The following is a 19,172-nucleotide window of genomic DNA, read 5'->3' as shown; positions in this document are numbered from 1 at the left end:
CGCCATCCCGGATGCCGTACAGCCCGGCCCGTCAGACGTGAAGCGAAAGTTCAGGAGTTGCCCTGATCGATGCCGAGGAGGGCCTTAGCTATATCTCTGCTGGCCATACGGAGCTGTTCAATCGTGTCCGGCAGGCTGTCCGATTTCAGCCGCTGCTCCGGTCCGTTGACGGACACGATGCCTACCAGGGCGCCGCCTACGTCCCGGACCGGGACTGCCACGACAAAGAGGCCTTCTTCGAGTTCGCTGTCCAGAACTGCGTACCCCTGCTCCCGGATTGCGTGCAGTTCCTTGATGAGTGCGCCGGGTTTTGTGATGGTTCTTGAGGTATACGCTTCCAGCTTTTTGGGCAGCGCTTCAGCCACTTCTTCGTCGCTCATTTCCGCAAGCATGAGCTTGCCCGTGGCACTGGCATGCACCGGGTAGGTTTCACCCACGTACATGGTGACGTTCAGATACCGGGAGCCGGACGCTTCGGCAATCACGTCGTAGGCCAGCGCCTCCCGCACCATGGCAAAGCTGAGCGTCTCCTTAAGTACTGCCGCGTACTCCTCCAGGATGGGCTGCACCCTCGCAACAGCGCCGGCATAGGGATCGGCAAGCCGTCCCAGGCGCGCCATCTCCCAACCGAGGGTATAGCGGTTGTCAACCCGGTCAACGAATCCCGTTTGCTCCAGGCTCAGCAGCAGGCGGAAGGCCGTGGGGCGGGTCATTCCGACGGCCTGGGCCAGTTCGGTTACGGTGATTCCCGCCCTGTGCCGGCCGAGCTCACTGAGCAGGACTGTGGCTTTGATGACGGACTTGTTGGTGAGGTCAGCAGTCTCGCCGGGTGCGGTGTTGTCGCTGCCATTTCCCGCCTGCACGTCCAAATCTGCTTCCGCTGCCACATCGGCCCCCGGTCCCGGTTGGTTCAGTTCTGTCATGGCACAGCAGCCCTGACTGGTCTGCGTACCATCCTATGCCCCTTCAAAGAGCGAACAAGGCGTTCAAGACCGCAACGTTATGACCTGGCGGCGACAGATGCCAGGCCGGGCAACACTTACTTCCGACGGTTGTGGGTCAGCCGACCCTGGCGCCCTCGCGGGATATGGGTTCTCCAATGAGGAGCATGGTGGCAGTATCGATGCGCTCGTTGGCATCCTGTCCCTTGGCCAGCTCGGCCGCCTCCTCAACGCTGCTAACAACCGGCACTGAACCCAGGAGCGGCCGTCCTGCGGATTCGCGCATTTTCAACGTTGCCGTGAATGCGATGGCCGAGAAAAACATGATGTAAAAGGCCGGGGCATACGAGTTGCCGGTCACCTCGACGAGTACCTGGCTAACCAGTGGCGTCGTGCCGCCAAATATTGAAATGGCCAGGTTGTGTGTGAGGCCGACGCCGCCAAAGCGTGAGGCCGTGGGAAACAGCTCGGACATTACCGCACCGGTCAACGCGAGGAACAATGCGCTGGGCACCATGACCAGGAACATGGCCAGATACAACGACCAGAGGGTACCAAAATGCATCAGCCAGAATGCCGGCAACAGCAGGATGAGGTTGCCGATAGTGGCCATGATGTAGATGGGGCGGCGGCCAATGCGGTCCGACCAGTGACCGACCAGTGGAATCAGGACGGCCTGCAGTACCAGCACGAGCACTGCCGCCACAGCGGTGTGGACCGTTGGCGACCCCACCTGCGTTTCCAGGTACGTAGGCATGTAGCTCGTCAACATGTAGGACGAGGTTCCGTCGGCGGCAATCAACGCGAAGCCAATGAGGATCTGGTGCCAGTAGTGCTTCAGGATGTTCGGCAGGTTATGCCTGACGAAAATGGGGTTGTCGTTCTTATCCTCGGCGTTATCCTGGGCAACCTCAAAGCTCGGTGACTCCGGGATGCGGCTGCGGAGACAGATCGCAAGGATGCCCAGGGGAAGGGCGAGCAGGAACGGAATCCGCCAGCCGCCGTCGAGCATGGCTGAAGCACCCCACGCGGACGTCGTCACCTCCGTGGTCACAGCCACCACTCCGGCGCCCGCAGCGAAACCAAGCATCGATCCTGAATTCAGCAGGGCCGTCATGAACCCGCGGTGGCGGTCTGGGGAAAACTCGGAAATGTAGGTTGCAGCGCCGGAATACTCGCCACCGGTGGAAAAACCCTGCAGCATCTTCAACAGGTACAGGGGAATGATGACCCACAGCCCTACCTGCCCGGCGGTGGGCAGCAGGCCAATGATGGTGGTGGCGGCGGCCATCAGTGCCATCGTAAAGAAGAGCACTTTCCGGCGTCCGATCCTGTCACCCAGCGGGCCGAGAATCATTCCACCGAGGGGCCGCACCACGAAGGAGACGGCGAATCCCAGAAGCGTGACCAGCAGGCCCATCCGCTCGTCCATGCCCTCGGTGAAAACCGATGTCATGGTGACTGCCAGATATCCGTAAATGCCGATGTCGTACCACTCGATGAAGTTGCCGACGCCCGCACCAACCTGGGCCTTGCGCAGGTCGCGGTTGTCGATGACGATGCAGTCCTCGGCCCGCAGTCGACGCGTGGTTGTGGGCGGTATCGAACGCTTCGTACCGAGCTGATCGAACATCATTGTCCTTCTTTCCGTGGGGGATGGAAGCTCTTTTAGTTGGTCGCACAGACCCCTGTCCGGCGCTTAAGGCCACCTGGGCAGACACCCATCCGGGTTGTGCCAGTTTCTGCCACCGCGCTTCCTCGTAGAGCCTGCGCGTGGCTGGGGAACGCCTGGCTGGCGCTGCGGCATAGAAGGCGGCTGCCTCCGTTCGTTCAGTTGTCGAACGCGATGGTCAAAAATTATGGCATTCGCCACATTGCTGTCAAAAGTGACCTCGGGCAGCCGCATTCGAAGAAGCCCCTTGACAGTGAGTTTGGTTACAACCTAAGTTGAACGCAGTGTTCATATCTTGAACGTCATTGCTCTCACGTTGTCGCATTGTCCGGCACCAGTCCAAGGAAGCACCGCTGCCATGAAAAACGAGCCACTAAGCCTCTTCGCCTTCGATGTCTTTGCCCCTTCCCACCTGACTTCCGGGTCCTGGCGCAACGAAGCAGACCAGGGCTACCGCTACACGGACCTGCAGTACTGGACCGGCATCGCGCAGATGCTCGAAAACGCTGGCTTTGACGGAATCTTCTTCGCCGACAACGTCGGCTACCACGACGTTTACCGCGGGAACGGCGACGCCGCCCTCCGCGACGCGGCACAGTTCCCCATCAACGACCCCACCGTGCTGATCAGTGGAATGGCCGCCGTTACGAGGCATCTGACGTTCGGCGTGACCGTTTCGGCAACGTACGAACCGCCGTACCTGCTGGCCCGAAAGTTTAGCTCTCTGGATCACCTGACCTCCGGCCGCGTGGGCTGGAATATTGTCACCTCCTATTCGGAAGCAGCTGCCCGGAACCTCGGCAAGCAGCAGCAGCTCACCCCCGCAGAGCGTTATGACATGGCCGACGAGTACATGGACGTGGTGTACAAGCTCTGGGAAAGCTCCTTCGAAGAGGACGCCGTGGTCCGCGATGCCGAATCCGCGACCTATATCGACCCCGCCAAAGTGCACCCGATCGAGCATGCCGGAGAGCACTTCACGGTGCCCGGCTTCCACCTGTGCGAGCCCTCCCCACAGCGCACCCCGGTACTGTTCCAGGCCGGCTCCTCCGCACGCGGCATGGAGTTCGGCGGCAAGCACGCCGAAGCAGTCTTCATCCAGAGCACCTCGGTGGAAGGCGCAAAGCGCACGGTGGCGAAGCTCCGCCAGGCCGTGGCCGACGCCGGCCGGGATCCGCGCGACGTGAAGATCGTCATCCTGCTCACCGTCGTCGTCGCGCCCACCGACGAGGAAGCCCAGGCGAAGTACCAAAAGGCCGTGGATAACGCGCCAGTCGACGCCGTCCTGGCCCGTTTCAGCGGCTGGACCGGCATAGACATGTCCGAATACGAGCTGGACACCCCGCTGCGGTCCGTAGGCACCAAGGCCGGGCAATCCATGGTGGACATGTTCTCCAAGGCTGATCCGGACCGGGACTGGACCCCGCGCCAGATCGCGGAGTTCCTAGCCGTAGGCGGCACCGGATCCACCATCATCGGCTCGCCGGAAACCGTGGCAGCACAACTGCGCCGCTGGCGCGACGAAGCCGACATCGACGGCATCAACCTCAGCTACATCACCAAGCCCGGCGGCTGGGAAGAGTTCATCGAACTCGCCCTTCCGGAGCTCCGTGCCCAGGGCATTGTCGCCCCTGCCCGCCCGGAGGACCAGGAGCCGGTCACCCTGCGCGAGAAGCTCTTTGGCCGGAAGTACACGCTGGCCGGCCACCCTGCCACGGCCCAGCGCGCCAAGCACCTCAGCGACGCCGCCCTCTAAACGCAGCCGCCATCACGGAATTATCAACAAAGGATCCCTCAATGACTGAAGAAACTGACGTCGTCGTCATCGGTGCCGGTCTCGCCGGCCTCATCACCGCCCGGGAGCTCGGCAACCGCGGCTACCGCGTGGTTGTCCTGGAAGCCCGGGACCGCATAGGTGGGCGCCTGTGGACGGAAAACCGTCTGGGCCAGAAGCTGGAGCTCGGCGGCAACTGGCTGCACTGGACCCAGCCCCATGTCTGGGCAGAGGTCACCCGCTACGGACTCGAAGTTTCCCGAGGCCCTCGCTCGGAAGAAACCTACTGGCTGGCCGGCGATGAAGTGCGCCGCGGCAACCTGGACGACTTTATGAAGCTGATCGATCCCGGCATGACGCGCCTGCTCGAGGACACCATGAAGTGGCTGCCCCGCCCGGATGCCCCCCTGACCAATCCCAACCTCGCCGAAGCCGACCAGTACAACCTGCAGGAAATGCTGGACAAGCTGGACCTGTCCGAGGACGAACGGAACGCCAACGAAGCCGCCTGGGTGGGTCACTTCAACGCACCCCTGGACCAGTGCGCCTACGTCAACGCCCTGCGCTGGACCGCCGGATCTTCCGGGCACTGGCACCTCATGCACGAAGCCTCGGCAATTTTCCGCCTGAGGCACGGCAATGACACGCTGCCCAAAGCCATCGCCGCGGACACCAACGCTGACATCCGTTTCGACGCCCCAGTGACCGCCGTCCGGCACAACAGCGGCGGCGCGACTGTCAGCTATGGCGACGGCCAGGAGATCCAGGCAAAAAAGGTAGTCATCACCCTTCCCCAGAACATCCTGCACAAGCTCGATGTCGAGCCCGCCCTGTCCGAGGGCAAGCTCGCGGCCAGCCGGGAAAAGACTGCATCCCAGGGCGTCAAGGCCTGGATCCGGGTCAAGGGGCCCATCAAGCCCTTCTTCGCCTACTCCGCCCAGGACAAGCCACTGTCCGTGATCCGCACTGAATTCGTCAGCGATACCGACGCCGTCCTGGTGGGCTTCGGCGCCGACGCGAACCGCATCGATGTCACGGATGCCCGCCAGATCCAGGAAGCCATCAAGGTATGGCGCGACGACCTGGAAGTCCTCGAGGTCACCGGACACAAGTGGGGCGAGGACCCTTACGCCGAGGAAACCTGGCAGATCCAGCGGCCCGGTCAGCTCATCAAGTACCACGCCGCGCAGCAGGCCAGTGAAGGTGCACTGCACTTTGCCAGCAGCGACATCGCCAACATCTGGGCCGGATTCTTCGACGGCGCCATCGAAAGCGGACTTCGCGTTTCCCGTAACGTCCACGCAGAACTCAAGGAGGCACAGGCATGAGCGCCCCCGCACTCGAAGGCCGCCGGATCAATTCCGACACCTACCGGGCCGTCATGCGGCACCTGCCCACCGGTGTCGCCGCCATCTGCGCCACCCATCCTGTCACCGGTGAACAGAACGGCATGGTGGTAGGGACGTTCGCCTCACTGTCCATGGAACCGGCACTGGTGACCTTCAGCGTGATGCACTCGTCCACCAGTTGGCCCAAAATAACCGAATCCGGAACCTTCAGCGTCAGCCTGCTCGCCGAAGACCAGCAGCAGGTCTGCCGTGCTCTGTCCGCCAAGGGCGAGGACAAGCTCAATAACATCGCGTGGTCCGAGTCGGCGTGGGGCACCCCGCACGTGGACGGCTCCCTTGCCTGGTTCGACTGCCGAATTGAACAGCAGTTCACCGCAGGGGACCACGTCGTTGTCATTGCCAGCGTGCTGGACATGACTCCAGCCGAGGGGGCTTCCACCCCGCTCATCTTCCACGGCGGCCGCTTCGGAAGCTTCCGCGAAGCCGCCTGACCCACCCCTCCTCGATCAAGGACGATTGACATGGACATCACCCCGACACCCGAAAAGACTCCGGAAAACAGCATCACCCCCGCCTACTACCGCCAGATCCTGGGCAAGCTGCCCACCGGCGTCACGGCCATCACCGGCACCAACGACGATGAGGAAAAGCTCGGCCTGGTCGTGGGGACCTTCCAGTCCCTTTCGCTCGAGCCACCGCTGGTCATGTTCTGCGTGGACAAGTCCTCCTCCAGCTGGCCCAAACTGCGCAAGCTGCAGAAGTTCACGGCCAACATCCTTTCCGATGACCAGGTCGGTATCTGCCGCTCGCTGTCCCGGAAAGGCCCGCAGAAATTCGAGGGCCTGCCATGCACACCCGGCCCCCTCGGCACCCCGCACCTGGATGGGGCCACCGCCTACATCGACTGCCTCGTCACCGCAGAAGTCGTTGTCGGCGACCACTACATGGTGGTAGGTGCCGTCACCAGCATGGAAGACGGCACCGGCGACGCGCTGCTCTTCCGCGGCGGCAAGTTCGGGCAGTACCTGCCCATCGAAATTCCTACGCAGACACCCCAAGTAGCCAGGAGCGCATCATGAGCAACCGTCGCGAAGAACTCCTCAACGCCTGGAACCGTGCCTGGGGCAACGGCGACGTGGCAGCATTCGAACACATCATCTCTCCCGGTTACGTCCGCCGCTCAAAATCAGGCAGCGAGGACTCCAGCAGCGTCGTGGAAACCATCAAAGCCACCCATGAAGCATTCCCGGACTTCAGTACTGACATCCTGCACATCGTTGAGAACGGCGAAACCGCCGCCATTCACTGGCAAAGCCAGGGAACCCACCAGGGCTCGTTCATGGACGTGCCTGCCACAGGACGGAGCATCACCGTCACCGGCGCGTCCTTCCTCCGCTTTGACAATGGCAAAATCGCTGAGGAATTCGTTGTTTGGGACCCCAGGGAGCTCCTCTCAGCCCTCGGCATCTGGCACCTGGGATCCGGCAACGCCTGAAAACCCGCCAACCTGCCCGCACCCCTTCATTGTCTTCAGGAGACGTATCAAATGACGCTTAACGGACACTCCCTCATCGCGGGGAAGACCACCGCCGGAACCGGCGGCACAACCTATGGAATGAACCCGGCCACCAATGAACAGCTCGAGCCGGCCTACTCGCTGCTCACCGAGGACCAGCTGAAGCTGGCCACCGTAGCGGCCGCTGAGGCCTACCCCTCCTTCAGCGCCCTGGAGCCGGAGATCCACGCAGCTTTCCTTGAAGCCATCGCTGACAACATCGAGGCCATCGGCGAGGAGGAACTCATCACCCGGGCGAGCCAGGAGACCGGGCTACCCGCTCCCCGTCTGCAGGGCGAACGCGCCCGCACCACCGGCCAGCTGCGGCTCTTCGCGAACGTGGTCCGCACCGGCGACTTCCGCGGCGTCCGCATCGATCCCGCCCTCCCGGACCGCACCCCGCTGCCGCGGGCAGACATCCGTCAGCGCCAGATCCCGCTGGGACCCGTTGCCGTGTTCGGAGCCAGCAATTTCCCGTTCGCCTTCTCCACCGCCGGTGGTGATACGGCCTCAGCCTTGGCAGCGGGCTGCCCCGTGGTCTTCAAAGCCCACAACGCCCACCCCGGTACCGGCGAACTCGTCGGTCAGGCAGTCGTCAAAGCTGTCAAGGACTTCGGCCTGCATCCGGGCGTCTTTGCACTGGTTTACGGACCGGGCGCCAGCATCGGCCAGGCCCTTGTCGCCGACCCTGCCATCAAGGCCGTTGGTTTCACCGGATCCCAGGCAGCCGGCATCGCACTCATGAAGACCGCCGCTGCCCGCCGCGAGCCCATCCCGGTCTACGCCGAAATGTCCTCGCTGAACCCGGTGTTCGTGTTCGAAGGAGCCCTCAAAGGGGACATCGACGCCCTCGCCCAGCAGTACGTCGCATCCGTGACCGGAAGCTCGGGACAGCTCTGCACCTCCCCCGGGCTCCTCTTCGCCCCCGAAGGTGAGGCAGGGGACGAACTCGCTGCCGCCGTCGGCCGTGCTGTTTCTGGCTGCTCCGGGCAGACCATGCTCACCGAAGGCATCGCAGGTTCCTGGAATGCAGGAACCGAAGCAATCGCCAGCGCAAAAGGTGTAGACCTGATCGGGAAGGGACTGGAAGGACAGACCAGCAACGCCCCGGCCCCGACCATCTTCGGGACCCAGGTCCGCGACTTCGTGAGCAACCATGTCCTGCATGAGGAAATCTTCGGCGCCGCGTCCCTGGTCATCCGCTACACCAGCAGCCAGGACCTGATCGAGGCCATCAACAGGCTCGAAGGCCAACTCACCGCATCGCTGCAACTGACCGAAGAGGACTACCCCACCGCGGCGCCCCTCATCCCGGCACTCGAGCAGAAGGTTGGCCGCATCATTATTAACGGCTGGCCCACCGGCGTCGAAGTCGGCCACGCCATGGTCCACGGCGGCCCCTTCCCCGCCACCTCCGACTCCCGCACCACCTCCGTGGGAACCCTCGCCATCAACCGCTTCCTGCGCCCCGTCGCCTACCAGAACATCCCCCAGGAACTTCTTCCCTCCCCGCTACAGGACGAGAACCCCTGGAAGGTCAACCGCCTCATCGACGGCAAACCGGAACACGGCTAGGCCGGCGTCCCCGTATCTTCCGGACCCGGGCACGCCTCACGCAACGAGTCGCCCGGGGCCGGATCCCCAACCACTGAGAAAACCAGGGACCGTGACCATTACTACGCTTGAAGACATCGCCGATACGCTGCGCACCGCCCGGCTGCAAGGCCAGCCCGTCTCCGCCCCCACCGAAACCTGGCCCTCGCTGGATGCCGATGCCGCGTTCCAGATCCAGAAGATCAACGTTGAGCATGCCGTTGCCGGCGGCGACCGGCTCGTAGGCTACAAACTGGGCAACATCGCCAAGGTGATGCAGGACGCCTTCGGGCTGGACCAACCGGATTACGGCCACCTGCTGGCAGGTATGTTCGAGTTCGAAGGAACCACCCTCAATCGGGACGACTTCATTGCGCCCCACGTCGAGCTGGAGCCGGCATTCGTGCTCCGTTCCCGTCTGGGCGGCCGGAACACCACGGTCGCCGACGTCATCAACGCCATCGACTACGCGCTGCCCGCCATCGAAATCATCGACTCCCGGGTGCAAAACTGGGCCATTGGCCTGCCGGACACCCTCGCAGACAACGGCTCCACCGGGGCCGTCATCCTCGGTGGCACACCCCGGAAGGTCACCGACCTGAACCTTCGCGACACGCGCGGTGTCCTGACCTTCAACCACCGCGAAATCATCTCCGGCAGCACCAGAAACATCCTCGGAAACCCCCTCGCCGCCGTCGCCTGGCTGGTGAACCGCCTCGCGGACTACGACGTGGAGTTCGAAGCGGGTCACGTCATTCTTCCCGGCAGCTGCCTCCAGGCCGTTCCGATGAACGAAGCGGGCCGCTGGTCCGGGACTTTCGAAGGCTGGGGCACCGTCGAATTTGACGTTTCGGCGTGACCATGGGGTTGCGGATCCAGGACCCCTACGCGCGCTGACACGGCTTTCGCAGCGTGGCTTTCGCTCTGGCGGGCTGCCCGGTCCTTTGAGATCGGCAGCCCGCTTTCGTTCTAACTCTCCGAGGACCGGGGTGGGCGAGGCACCTCAGCCGGCCTGACCGCCGTCGGGCATTCTGTGGGCAGGCGGCGCCCGTTGGTCTCGCCGTGCACGGCACCCGTGATGACCTCGACAACAGCGATTTGGCCGGTTGTGTCCGGGACGCCAGGGAAATGAACCTGCGGGTCCTCGGCTGGCACGATCGGCTGTGGGCTCGCCGAACGCATTCGGAAAAGCGCGATCGCAGAAATGAGGAACCAGGCCACGTTCGTCACCACGGAAGGCCAGGCCCCGTGGACTGTGCCGTTGACGATGAAGGCAACGGCGCCAAACAGGTTCGCGGTCTGGAAGCCCTTGCCGGCCTTTAGCCAGCCCATGGAAACGGCGAGGTAGGCGCTGAGGATCGCAACAGCGCCAGCCCAGCCGGCGATTTCCCACAGCAGTTCCATGCTGTCCTTTCAGCGAGGCGCCCGGGGTGCCACTGGCTGGGCAGGGGTAGTGATGGTGGTTTGGAAGGGTGTTTTCACCAGAGTAGGCGAAGAACACTGCTCCTGCAGCAATGCCTCATTGTGCCATCTCCGAACGCTTCGTTCAACAAGCGAACGTTGGCAGACTTAGCTTCGCCGCTTCCGGTTCACCCCGCAGGTGTAACAGACTCCCTCGACAGTGCCCGTTTCGGCAGGCAGAAGCACCCTCATACCTTGAAGTACTTCGCCTCCGGGTGGTGGAACACGAACGCGCCGGTGGACTGTTCGGGGTGCAGCATCAGCTCATCACTCAAAACAACGCCCATCCGCTCGGGCTTCAGCAGCTCCGTCACCTTGCGGCGGTCCTCCATGTCAGGGGACGCGGGGTAGCCGAGGGAGAACGGGGCACCGCGGTAGTCGAGCTTGAAATACCCCGCCGTGTCCTTGGGTTCCTCGGCCGCGAAGCCCAGCTCCTTGCGGATCCGCGCATGCCAGACCCCCCGAGGGCAAGCGGCTGGTGCGCGACCATCCCTGACCCTGCACCGGGGTGAAATATGTGGCCCTGGTAAGGCCGAGCGGGGCCGGGAAGTCGTCCCTCCTGGTGTGCTCGCGTTGGGTGAGGGAACGGCGAGTGAATCAGCGGTCGACGGCGGCGGGATCGACGGCGGTGGCGTCGCCGTCGATCCGGACACCTCGAATGACCTCTTCACCGGGGACGCAGCCGCAGGAGAGCTGCGTGCAGCCGAGGTCCTTTGCGGTGGGCGCCGGCACCGGCATCTCGTATGAGCCCGGCGCACCGCTGGCCACCAACCTCAGCAGCTTCCTGCTGTATTCGCTGGTCACGTCGACGGCTGATGCGAATAATTTGTTCTAGTGCATGGTTCCACGGCAGCCCCGGCACGTCACACCGTTTGGTTCCAGAATGGTCAAGAACCGGATAGGCACTTGAAAACAGGATCCTAAGCATGCTTATTATGTTTGTAGCCGAATGCGAACGGCTGCCAACCAGAGGAGGAAACACCATGGGATTGGGCGACAAGATCGAAAACGCCGCCGAGAAAGCCGGCGGCAAGGGCAAGGAAGCGGCAGGCACGGCCACGGGTGATGAGAGCCTGCGGACCGAGGGGCAGGCCGATCAGGCCAAAGGTGATTTGAAGCAGGCCGGCGAGAAGGTCAAGGACGCTTTCAAAAAGGATTGACCAGCCTGCAACGAGGGGCGCACTCAGCGAACGGGGTGCGCCTTTTGTTGTCTCCGCACCGAGCGGAGCAGCGAAAGCAAATACCCGGCCGGATAAGACGGCCAGAAACGCCTACGGGAGCTCGCATGACGGAAGTACAGAGGTCGGCGGTAACCGGCCAACTTTTCTGCCGGCGATATCGGCTTCAGGAGCTGGTCGGCCGCGGCGCCGCCGCAGGCGTGTACCGGGCGCTGGATGAAGCCCTGGGCCGGGAGGTGGCGCTGAAGGTCTTCTCCAAGGAGGGCGGCGAGCCCGAGTTGCTGGCCCGCCAGGACGCTGAGATTCGGATCCTTGCCTCCCTGATCCATCCGTCCCTGGTGACTTTGTTCGACGCTGGCACCGATCCGGACACGGAGCGGAGCTTCGTGGTGATGGAGTACGTGCCCGGCCCTGACCTCCGCCGTCATCTGCGGGACGGGCCCATGGACCCCGCCGAAATCGCCAACGTGGGCTCGGATCTGGCAGCTGCCCTGGACTACGTCCACAGCCGCGGCGTGATCCATCGGGACCTCAAACCGGGGAACGTGCTTCTCTACAACCCCCGGCCCGGCCAGCCACGAATGCCATGGCGGGCCAAGCTCGCCGATTTCGGCATCGCCCGGATGATGGAGGAGGACCACCTTACGGGGACAGGCCGCATGGTCGGCACTGCCGCGTACCTAAGCCCAGAGCAGGCGCTCGGCGAGGCTTTGAACGGTGCAAGCGACGTCTATTCCCTGGGTCTGGTACTGCTGGAATGCTTCACACGCCAGGTTGAGTTCCCCGGCAACCAGATCGAATCGGGCGTGGCGCGGCTCCAAAGGAGCCCCGTCATCCCCGACAGTGTTGGCGCAGGCTGGAAGGCCCTGCTAACTGCGATGACTGCCCGGCAACCCGCCGACCGGCCAACCGCGGCAGAAGCAGCGACCGCACTGCAGCGATTGGCCCTGCAGGACGACACGCACGCCGCCTCCGTGACAACCGCTGATTTCGTACCCGTGGAGCGGAATGTCAGCAGTTCAAGGGCTCCCGCGCCCCCGCCGTTGCCGCCGCATCCGCCAACCGCTGCTGCCCGGCCGTTGCGAAAACCCGGAAAGCGCGCCCGGGCTGCTCTCGCCGCGTCCATCGCGGCGGTCCTCCTCGCCGGAGGCACAGCTGCAACCCTTGGCGGTGAGGGCACGGTCCAGTCAGCTTCACCTGCCGGGCCGGCAGTACCGGTGCAAAACAACCCAGTCGATTTTCACCTTGACCAGCTCGAAACCGCCCTCAAGCCCTCCCCTGCTTTCCAGTCCACACTCAACCGGGTGCGCCAGGCGGTGATCAAAGGCGACCTTCAAACTGCCCTCACCCAATTGGACCGGCTGGAAAAGGATGTCAGTGATGAAGCAGTCAGGAACGGGGTGACGTTCGAAAAATACCGGAGCATCACCGAGGCCATCCGTCTGGTCCGCAACGATCTGCAAACACTCATCACCGCTTCTGCCGGACCCACCGCTGACGCAGTCCCCGCAGCCCCCGGCCCTGTGCCGGTCACGACTGCAGACCCCGTTCCTGTTTCCAATCCCCTACCCGCGCCCGTCATTACCGTGGAAATCCCCGCCGGCGCACAGGCAGGTGATACCCCTCCCGGGGAGCAACAGGACCAAACCACGAACGAAGAACAAACCACCACAGGTGGAGGCCTCGACAACGAAAAGTCCAAGGCCGGCAAGCCGAAAGATCAGGGGGGCGGCAAAAACAAGAACTAAACCACACTCGGCTCCCCTCGGTAGGTGAAATGCAGGGCACCCTCCTGTTGATGATGTGCTTCAGGCACCTGCATATTGAGCAGGGGCATGGGCTTCTACTGCGGCGTTCAGTTCCTCAAGGGTCGGTGGGTTCGCTCCTGGGCGCTGCACGGTGATGGCCGCGGCTGCGGCTGCGGTGTGTCCAAGCTGCTCCAGGACAGCCGGGGCGAAGCCTTCGGTTCCTCGGGTGAGGAAGCCCAGGATCAGGGCTGACATGTAGGAGTCCCCGGCGCCGATAGTGTCTGCGACTGTCGTTTTCACCGCGGGGATGCTGATGTTGGCGTCGGCGGATGTGAACTGTGAACCTTCGGCGCCCCTCGTAATGACGGTCAACCGGGTGCCCAGTCCGAGGATGTGTGCCGCGGTTTCGTCCAGGCTTTTCCGGGGGTACAGCCACTGGGCATCCTCATCGCTGAGTTTGGTGACGTCCGTGAGGGCCACGAGCTCTTCGAAGATGGCTTTCGCTTCCGTGTGGCTGCCCAGCAGGGCCGGCCGGATGTTGGGGTCGTAGGTGATCATGCAGTGCCGGTGGGCCTGTTCGAGCAGGGCCTTTACCGCGCTGGCGCCTGGGCTGAGGAACGTGGCAATGGATCCCGTGTGCAGGATTTTGGGGAAGTACGCGGGCGGCGTGGGGGCCAGATCCCAGGAGATATCGAAGTCATATGTGGCGGAGCCGTCCGGTGCGAGGGTCGCTGTCGCAGACGGCGTCCGGGTGAGGGATTTTGAGCCGGGTAGAAGTGTGACTCCTGCGCTTCGGAGATGGTCTTCGATTGCGGTCCCTCGGGCGTCCGGGGCGATGGCTGTGAGCAGACCTGTGGTGACGCCAAGGCGGCCGAGTCCGTAGGCGACGTTGGCCGGCGAGCCGCCGGGGTGTTCCACCTGGCCGTCTGAGGTGGTGACCACGTCGATCAGCGCTTCGCCTACGACAGTGACGTCAAGCGTCGGGTGAGCGTCGGGCCGGGCTGTTGTGAGGTAATCCATGGTCTGTCTCTCGTGGGGATCTGATGGGGTGGGGGCTGTTCAAGCGACGTCAGTCCGCGGACCGGTAACCGGTGCGCGGACTGACGTAAGGGCAGCAGTTGGTTAGGCGCTGGCTGCGCCGGTCATGATCGCAACTGCTTCGGTCATGTTGTGGGTTTGAGGCGTGATCGTGGCCGCGCATTTGCCGAGGCGCTGGATGTGGATCCTGTCTGCCACATCGAAGACGTGGGGCATGTTGTGGCTGATGAGGATGACCGGCAGGCCGCGGTCCCGGAGGTCCCGGACCAGTTGCAGGACCTGGTTGGATTCGCGCACGCCCAGCGCCGCCGTCGGCTCATCCAGCACGACAACCTTTGAACCAAACGCCGCGGCGCGGGCAACGGCGACAGCCTGGCGCTGGCCGCCGGACAGGTTCTCCACGGGGACGGTGACGTCCTGGAGGGTGGAGATGCCGAGCCGGGTGAGCTCGTCCTTGGCTTTGCGGCGCATTCCCTTCGTGTCCAAGACACGGAAGATTTTGCCCAGCGGACCGGGGACCCGCTCTTCCCGCCCGAGGAAAAGGTTTGATGCCACATCGAGTGCCGGCGACACCGCGAGGTTCTGGTAGACCGTCTCGATGCCGTGGGCCCGGGCATCCTGCGGCCGTTTGAAATGCACCGGCTGACCTGAGACAAAGAGTTCACCGGAATCCGGGACTTCCGCTCCGGTGAGGCATTTGATCAGGGTTGATTTACCTGCGCCGTTGTCGCCGATGACTGCCAGGACTTCGCCCGGGTAGAGGTCAAGGCTGACGCCGTCCAGGCCGACGACGCGGCCGAAGGTCTTGACGAGGTTCCTGGCCTTCAGGATGGGTTCGCGGGTGGCGGTGTGGGTGGCTGCTGATTCTGTCATGGTCATGATTTGACCTTTCGGATCCACTGGTCGATGGACACAGCGAGGATGATCAGGACGCCCACCGCTAGGGTCTGGTACAGAACGTCCAGGCCTGCGAGGGAGAGTCCGTTGCGGAAGACGCCGACAATCAGGGCGCCGAGGAGGGTTCCCCAGACGGAGCCGCGGCCGCCGAAGAGGCTGGTTCCGCCAATCACGACGGCGGTGATGGAGTCCAGGTTCAGGTCCACACCGGCGTTGGGGCTGGCTGCGTTGGTACGGCCGATTTGGATCCAGGCGCCGATGGCCAAGACGGCGCCGGCGGCGAGGTAGACGCTCATGAGGACTTTGTTGACGGCGATGCCGGCCAGGCGGGCGGCTTCCTTGTCATCGCCCACGGCGTAGACGTGCCGGCCCCAGGCGGTTTTGCCCAGGATGAATGCGATGGCCACGTAGAGCAGAAGCATCACGACGACGCCTGTTGAGATGCGCACTGGCCCTACGGGGAAGGTGCTGCCGGTCCAGGTCAGCAGGTCCGGCATGGCCGAGCCGCGCACGGTCGCCCCGTTGGAGTAGAGCAGTGTCAGGGCGATGAAGATGTTCAGCGTGCCCAGGGTAACGATGAAGGGTGGGAGCCGGAACCTGGTGACCAGGAATCCGTTCAGGGCTCCTGTCGCGAGGCCGACCACCAGCCCTGCGAGCAGGGCAACAGGGGCGGGCAGTCCGTTGTTGACGGCGAGCTGGGCCACGACCATGGAGGAGAGGATCATGACGGCGCCGACGGACAGGTCGATGCCGGCCGTGAGGATGATGAGTGTCTGGGCGATGGCCAGGGTGCCGACGACGGAGACCTGCTGGGTAATCAGTGAGAGGTTTTCGACCCGCAGGAATCTGTCATTGAGCAGGCCGAACACGGCCACCGCTATCAGAAGGACAAGGGCGGGGCTGACGGCGGGGTGACGGTGGAGGATGTTGCGGATGCGGCTGAGCGGGGTCTGGCGGTCAAGGAATTCCTCGGCCAGGTCGGCATGCCCGGCGCTGGGCGGGCCGGCGGTCTGTTGCTGGGTCACGGTTGGTCCTGATCTTTGGTGATGGTCGCTGGGGCGTAGCTAACGCGGAAGTGGTGCGCCGGGGAGGCCGGAGCGGAGCACGGCCTCCCGGGACGGGTAGCGGGGGTTCTACTTACCCCAGCAGATCTCGGAAGCTTCGGTGGTGGTGATGCTCTTGATGCCGTCGGCCGGCTTGTCGGTGACGAGCTCGACGCCGGTGTTGTAGAAGTCCAGGCCTTCGGAGTTCGCGGGCTTGTTCCCGGTCTTGGCTAGGTCCACGATTGCCTTGACTCCGAGTTCGGCCATCTTCACGGGGTACTGCTGTGCCGTGGCACCGATAACGCCGGACTTGACGTTGTTCACGCCAGTGCAGCCGCCGTCGATTGAAACGACGAGCACGTCTTTGTCCTTGCCGGCCGACTTCAAGGCCTCGAATGCTCCCGCTGCTGCAGGTTCGTTGATGGTGTAGATGACGTTGATGTCGGGATTGCTCGACAGGAGGGTTTCCATGGCCGTCCGGCCGCCGTCTTCGGCACCCTGGGAGGCCTGGTTGCCGACGATTTCGTAGTCCCCGCCCTTGCCGCCGGTGTACTTTCCGGTCTTGGCCTCATCACCGTTCTTCTTGGGATCGGCAGTATCGATGCCGAGTCCGGTCAGGAAGCCCTGGTCGCGGTTGTAGTCCACGGAGACGACCTTGTCATCGAAGAGGTCAACGAGGGCGATCGTGGCCTTCTTGCCGTCCAGCTGTGCTGCCGTCCACTTGCCGATCAGCTCGCCGGCGGCGAAGTTGTCGGTGGCGAACGTGATCTCTGCGGCGTCGGCGGGGTCCGGCGGGGTGTCCAATGCGATAACGAACAGGCCGGCATCCCGGGCTTTCTGCAGCGCGTCAACCACGGAGGGGCCGTTGGGCGTGATGAGGATGCCCTTGTCGCCCTTGGAGATGGCGTTTTCGATTGCCTGGATCTGCGTATCTTCGTCGCCGTCAGCCTTGCCGGCGGCCAGTTTGAGGTCTACACCGTCAGCCTCTGCGGCTTTCTTCGCTCCGTCCTGCATTGAAACAAAGAACGGGTTCGTTGTGGTCTTGACGATCAGGGAGACGCCGACTTTTTCGCCTGACGTGCCTTCGCTGGCACCCGGCGCGGTGGAACTTCCTCCACAAGCCGACAGGCTAAGCGTTCCCAGGGTAAGGGCGGCTCCTGCCGCAAAGATGCGGGTGGCTGTTGCAAGGTGGGACTTGGAACTCAACATTGAATCTCCTGGTGTTTGAGGCCTCCATGGCCTCGACAACGATGTCATAGACGAGGTAAGCAGGATCACACGCTAGAGTCAATAGCAAAAGAACGAGAAGGAGCGACTTTCTTGACAACGATGTCCGATCGTTACCAGCCACCTCTGTCCCCCACCCGGCCCACGATGCGTCACGTGGCAGCACTCGCTGGTGTCGGAATCAAAACCGTTTCACGGGTGATCAACGACGAGGCCGGAGTATCCGAGGCCACCCGGCAAAAGGTGCTCGATGCCATCGCGCAGCTCAACTACCAGCTGGACGTCACAGCCGGCAGCCTCCGCCGGGCAGGTAGAAGGACCCTCTCGGTTGGCCTCCTGCTGCCCAGCGTCTCCAACCCATTCAGCGGCGAGATACACCGCGCCATGGAGGATGCCCTTGGCGCCCGGGGAATAGCCGTTTTCGCCGCCAGCCTCGACGACGACCCTCAACGGGAGCAGGCAATCATCGCAGCTTTCCTGGGCAGGCGGGTGGACGGCCTTGTCCTGACACCGATCGCTAAAAACCAGGCATATATGATCCCGGAGCACTCCAGAAACCTGCCAATGGTCTTTATTGACCGGGAGCCGGTAGGGGTTGAGGCTGATGCTGTGGTCACTGACAACGCAGTGGGCGCTGGCAAAGCGGCCGCACATCTGCTGGCGCACGGACACACCAAATTGGCCTACCTGGGCGACCGCACAGACATCCAAACCGCGCGGGAGCGCCGGCGGGGCTTCCTCGAGGAGATCGGCAACGCAGGCCTTCCCACCTCCGCACTACCGGTCATCGACAATCTCCATGATGAGGAAGCAGCGAGGCGGGCAGCCCTTGAACTGTTGACTTCCGAGGATCCTCCCACCGCAATCTTCTCCAGCCAGAACCTCGTCACCTTCGGAACGATGCGCGCACTGAAGGAACTGGACGTCCACAAGCGTGTGGCACTTGTTGGGTTTGATGACTTCACACTTGCCGACATGATGGACCCCGGGGTTACTGTCATCGCTCAACACCCGGAGCGGATCGGCGTCAAGTCGGCCGAACGGCTTCTGGCCAGGATCGATGGCGACGATCAACCTCCGCAGACCTACATTGTCCCCTCCGAGCTCATCCAAAGAGGCTCCGGCGAAATCCGCCCGTCGGCGTAAACCCTCAAAGAAAAACTGCACCTCTGCAAAAACCAACTGAAGAGAGAGATCATGACTAAAACCTTGTATGCCGAGTTCACCGTCAAAGCCGGCAGTGAGGCCCGCGTTGCCGAAATGATGGCCGAACTGACGCAGCACGTCCGCAACGAATCAGGCAACGAACTGTTTCTCCCCTACACCCGCGAAGAGAATCCCCGCGAGTACTTCGTCTTCGAGGTCTACCGGGATGAAGCCGCGTTCCAGGAACACATCACCGCCGACTACGGAGCCAGATTCAACGAGGAACTGGCCCGTCACATCGAAGGTGACGCCTCGGAGCTGACCTGGCTCAAACCGGTCGTATAACCAAGCTAAAACAGCGACAGTAGAGTGGGCGCGTCCCAGGGGTTTTACCTCTAGGGCAGCCCATTCGTACACACCTCAGCCCCCGTCCTCTGGACGCGGGGCCAGTCGTCGTGCCCGCGCCCGGCACCGAAATCAGCCTTAAGAAAAACGGCCACCAAAGGACCGTTGACTTGTCCGCTGGACATCTTTTAGAGTCCATCGCATT

At 63.2% G+C, this 19,172-nt stretch carries 19 protein-coding genes and 1 pseudogene; 11 read left to right on the top strand and 9 right to left on the bottom strand.

Features of this window, described 5'->3' with window-relative positions:
* Window positions 1-50: 50 nt before the first annotated feature.
* Window positions 51-923 carry an IclR family transcriptional regulator gene (locus tag DXK94_RS03295; protein WP_115523812.1) on the bottom strand — a complete coding sequence of 291 codons (873 nt, stop codon included), beginning with the start codon at window positions 921-923 and terminating at the stop codon, window positions 51-53.
* Window positions 924-1,059: 136 nt separating this feature from the next.
* Window positions 1,060-2,577, bottom strand: a complete 1,518-nt coding sequence (locus tag DXK94_RS03290) for an MFS transporter (RefSeq protein ID WP_258868416.1) — start codon at window positions 2,575-2,577, stop codon at window positions 1,060-1,062.
* 394 nt (window positions 2,578-2,971) lie between these two features.
* On the opposite strand from DXK94_RS03290, the gene DXK94_RS03285 reads away from it, so the two are divergent.
* The 7 genes from DXK94_RS03285 (at window position 2,972) to DXK94_RS03255 (ending at window position 9,743) form a co-directional block, all read left to right on the top strand.
* Window positions 2,972-4,369, top strand: coding sequence for an LLM class flavin-dependent oxidoreductase (locus DXK94_RS03285; protein ID WP_115523811.1), 1,398 nt, complete (start codon window positions 2,972-2,974; stop codon window positions 4,367-4,369).
* An 11-nt stretch (window positions 4,370-4,380) separates the two neighbouring features.
* Window positions 4,381-5,715, top strand: a complete 1,335-nt coding sequence (locus tag DXK94_RS03280; RefSeq protein WP_258868426.1) for an NAD(P)/FAD-dependent oxidoreductase — start codon at window positions 4,381-4,383, stop codon at window positions 5,713-5,715.
* Window positions 5,712-6,227, top strand: coding sequence for a flavin reductase family protein (locus tag DXK94_RS03275; RefSeq protein ID WP_115523809.1), 516 nt, complete (start codon window positions 5,712-5,714; stop codon window positions 6,225-6,227). Before DXK94_RS03280 ends, DXK94_RS03275 begins: the two co-directional genes overlap by 4 nt.
* Before the next feature lie 30 nt (window positions 6,228-6,257).
* Entirely contained in the window at window positions 6,258-6,815 is a 558-nt protein-coding gene (locus DXK94_RS03270) for a flavin reductase family protein (protein WP_115523808.1), read from the top strand.
* Window positions 6,812-7,231, top strand: coding sequence for an ester cyclase (locus tag DXK94_RS03265; RefSeq protein ID WP_115523807.1), 420 nt, complete (start codon window positions 6,812-6,814; stop codon window positions 7,229-7,231). The genes DXK94_RS03270 and DXK94_RS03265 overlap by 4 nt, the downstream gene beginning before the upstream one ends.
* Window positions 7,232-7,282: 51 nt before the next feature.
* Entirely contained in the window at window positions 7,283-8,866 is a 1,584-nt protein-coding gene (locus tag DXK94_RS03260) for an aldehyde dehydrogenase (NADP(+)) (RefSeq protein ID WP_115523806.1), read from the top strand.
* A gap of 91 nt (window positions 8,867-8,957) precedes the next feature.
* Window positions 8,958-9,743, top strand: a complete 786-nt coding sequence (locus DXK94_RS03255; protein ID WP_115523805.1) for a 2-keto-4-pentenoate hydratase — start codon at window positions 8,958-8,960, stop codon at window positions 9,741-9,743.
* Window positions 9,744-9,853: 110 nt separating this feature from the next.
* Here the strand turns inward: DXK94_RS03255 and DXK94_RS03250 are convergent, their stop codons facing one another.
* From DXK94_RS03250 to DXK94_RS21350, 3 genes and pseudogenes are all read right to left on the bottom strand, one after another.
* The gene (locus DXK94_RS03250; RefSeq protein ID WP_115523804.1) at window positions 9,854-10,288 is read right to left on the bottom strand and encodes a YgjV family protein; all 435 of its coding nucleotides are present in this window, start codon (window positions 10,286-10,288) and stop codon (window positions 9,854-9,856) included.
* Window positions 10,289-10,533: 245 nt separating this feature from the next.
* A pseudogene (locus DXK94_RS21880) lies at window positions 10,534-10,800 on the bottom strand (vitamin B12 dependent-methionine synthase activation domain-containing protein); the annotation flags it as partial.
* 142 nt (window positions 10,801-10,942) lie between these two features.
* Window positions 10,943-11,149 carry a hypothetical protein gene (locus DXK94_RS21350; RefSeq protein WP_181884727.1) on the bottom strand — a complete coding sequence of 69 codons (207 nt, stop codon included), beginning with the start codon at window positions 11,147-11,149 and terminating at the stop codon, window positions 10,943-10,945.
* 179 nt (window positions 11,150-11,328) lie between these two features.
* Between DXK94_RS21350 and DXK94_RS03240 the strand changes: the two genes are divergently transcribed.
* A complete protein-coding gene (locus DXK94_RS03240) occupies window positions 11,329-11,505 on the top strand; it encodes a CsbD family protein (protein ID WP_115523802.1) in 177 nt (58 codons plus the stop codon).
* A 125-nt stretch (window positions 11,506-11,630) separates the two neighbouring features.
* Window positions 11,631-13,271, top strand: a complete 1,641-nt coding sequence (locus DXK94_RS03235) for a serine/threonine-protein kinase (RefSeq protein WP_115523801.1) — start codon at window positions 11,631-11,633, stop codon at window positions 13,269-13,271.
* Between the two features lie 60 nt (window positions 13,272-13,331).
* Here DXK94_RS03235 and DXK94_RS03230 read toward each other — a convergent pair whose 3' ends face one another.
* The 4 genes from DXK94_RS03230 to DXK94_RS03215 all read right to left on the bottom strand — a co-directional run bounded on the left by DXK94_RS03230 (window position 13,332) and on the right by DXK94_RS03215 (window position 17,458).
* Window positions 13,332-14,291: a carbohydrate kinase gene (locus DXK94_RS03230; RefSeq protein ID WP_115523800.1), complete on the bottom strand. Its 960-nt coding sequence runs from the start codon at window positions 14,289-14,291 to the stop codon at window positions 13,332-13,334.
* Between the two features lie 102 nt (window positions 14,292-14,393).
* The gene (locus tag DXK94_RS03225; RefSeq protein ID WP_115523799.1) at window positions 14,394-15,188 is read right to left on the bottom strand and encodes an ATP-binding cassette domain-containing protein; all 795 of its coding nucleotides are present in this window, start codon (window positions 15,186-15,188) and stop codon (window positions 14,394-14,396) included.
* Complete coding sequence (locus tag DXK94_RS03220) at window positions 15,185-16,231, bottom strand: ABC transporter permease (protein WP_115523798.1); 1,047 nt, start codon at window positions 16,229-16,231, stop codon at window positions 15,185-15,187. Before DXK94_RS03220 ends, DXK94_RS03225 begins: the two co-directional genes overlap by 4 nt.
* A 108-nt stretch (window positions 16,232-16,339) precedes the next feature.
* Entirely contained in the window at window positions 16,340-17,458 is a 1,119-nt protein-coding gene (locus DXK94_RS03215; protein ID WP_115523797.1) for a substrate-binding domain-containing protein, read from the bottom strand.
* A gap of 165 nt (window positions 17,459-17,623) precedes the next feature.
* Here DXK94_RS03215 and DXK94_RS03210 point away from each other — a divergent pair, with 165 nt between their 5' ends.
* A complete protein-coding gene (locus tag DXK94_RS03210; protein WP_115523953.1) occupies window positions 17,624-18,622 on the top strand; it encodes a LacI family DNA-binding transcriptional regulator in 999 nt (332 codons plus the stop codon).
* A 51-nt stretch (window positions 18,623-18,673) separates the two neighbouring features.
* Window positions 18,674-18,967: a putative quinol monooxygenase gene (locus tag DXK94_RS03205; RefSeq protein WP_115523796.1), complete on the top strand. Its 294-nt coding sequence runs from the start codon at window positions 18,674-18,676 to the stop codon at window positions 18,965-18,967.
* Window positions 18,968-19,172: the final 205 nt, after the last annotated feature.

The sequence above is a fragment of the Arthrobacter sp. RT-1 genome, from assembly GCF_003367205.1.
In the GTDB taxonomy this organism is placed as follows: Bacteria; Actinomycetota; Actinomycetes; order Actinomycetales; family Micrococcaceae; genus Arthrobacter.
The sequence above is the reverse complement of the archived record's forward strand: the minus strand, read 5'-3'. Positions and strand labels throughout refer to the sequence as shown.

Coding starts and splice junctions, on each gene's coding strand:
- DXK94_RS03285 (WP_115523811.1), top strand. CDS start 2,972: ATGAAAAACGAGCCACTAAGCCTCTTCGCCTTCGATGTCTTTGCCCCT.
- DXK94_RS03290 (WP_258868416.1), bottom strand. CDS start 2,577: ATGATGTTCGATCAGCTCGGTACGAAGCGTTCGATACCGCCCACAACC.
- DXK94_RS03295 (WP_115523812.1), bottom strand. CDS start 923: ATGACAGAACTGAACCAACCGGGACCGGGGGCCGATGTGGCAGCGGAA.
- DXK94_RS03235 (WP_115523801.1), top strand. CDS start 11,631: ATGACGGAAGTACAGAGGTCGGCGGTAACCGGCCAACTTTTCTGCCGG.
- DXK94_RS03270 (WP_115523808.1), top strand. CDS start 6,258: ATGGACATCACCCCGACACCCGAAAAGACTCCGGAAAACAGCATCACC.
- DXK94_RS03250 (WP_115523804.1), bottom strand. CDS start 10,288: ATGGAACTGCTGTGGGAAATCGCCGGCTGGGCTGGCGCTGTTGCGATC.
- DXK94_RS03205 (WP_115523796.1), top strand. CDS start 18,674: ATGACTAAAACCTTGTATGCCGAGTTCACCGTCAAAGCCGGCAGTGAG.
- DXK94_RS03240 (WP_115523802.1), top strand. CDS start 11,329: ATGGGATTGGGCGACAAGATCGAAAACGCCGCCGAGAAAGCCGGCGGC.
- DXK94_RS03225 (WP_115523799.1), bottom strand. CDS start 15,188: ATGACCATGACAGAATCAGCAGCCACCCACACCGCCACCCGCGAACCC.
- DXK94_RS03210 (WP_115523953.1), top strand. CDS start 17,624: ATGCGTCACGTGGCAGCACTCGCTGGTGTCGGAATCAAAACCGTTTCA.
- DXK94_RS03260 (WP_115523806.1), top strand. CDS start 7,283: ATGACGCTTAACGGACACTCCCTCATCGCGGGGAAGACCACCGCCGGA.
- DXK94_RS03275 (WP_115523809.1), top strand. CDS start 5,712: ATGAGCGCCCCCGCACTCGAAGGCCGCCGGATCAATTCCGACACCTAC.
- DXK94_RS03215 (WP_115523797.1), bottom strand. CDS start 17,458: ATGTTGAGTTCCAAGTCCCACCTTGCAACAGCCACCCGCATCTTTGCG.
- DXK94_RS03230 (WP_115523800.1), bottom strand. CDS start 14,291: ATGGATTACCTCACAACAGCCCGGCCCGACGCTCACCCGACGCTTGAC.
- DXK94_RS03265 (WP_115523807.1), top strand. CDS start 6,812: ATGAGCAACCGTCGCGAAGAACTCCTCAACGCCTGGAACCGTGCCTGG.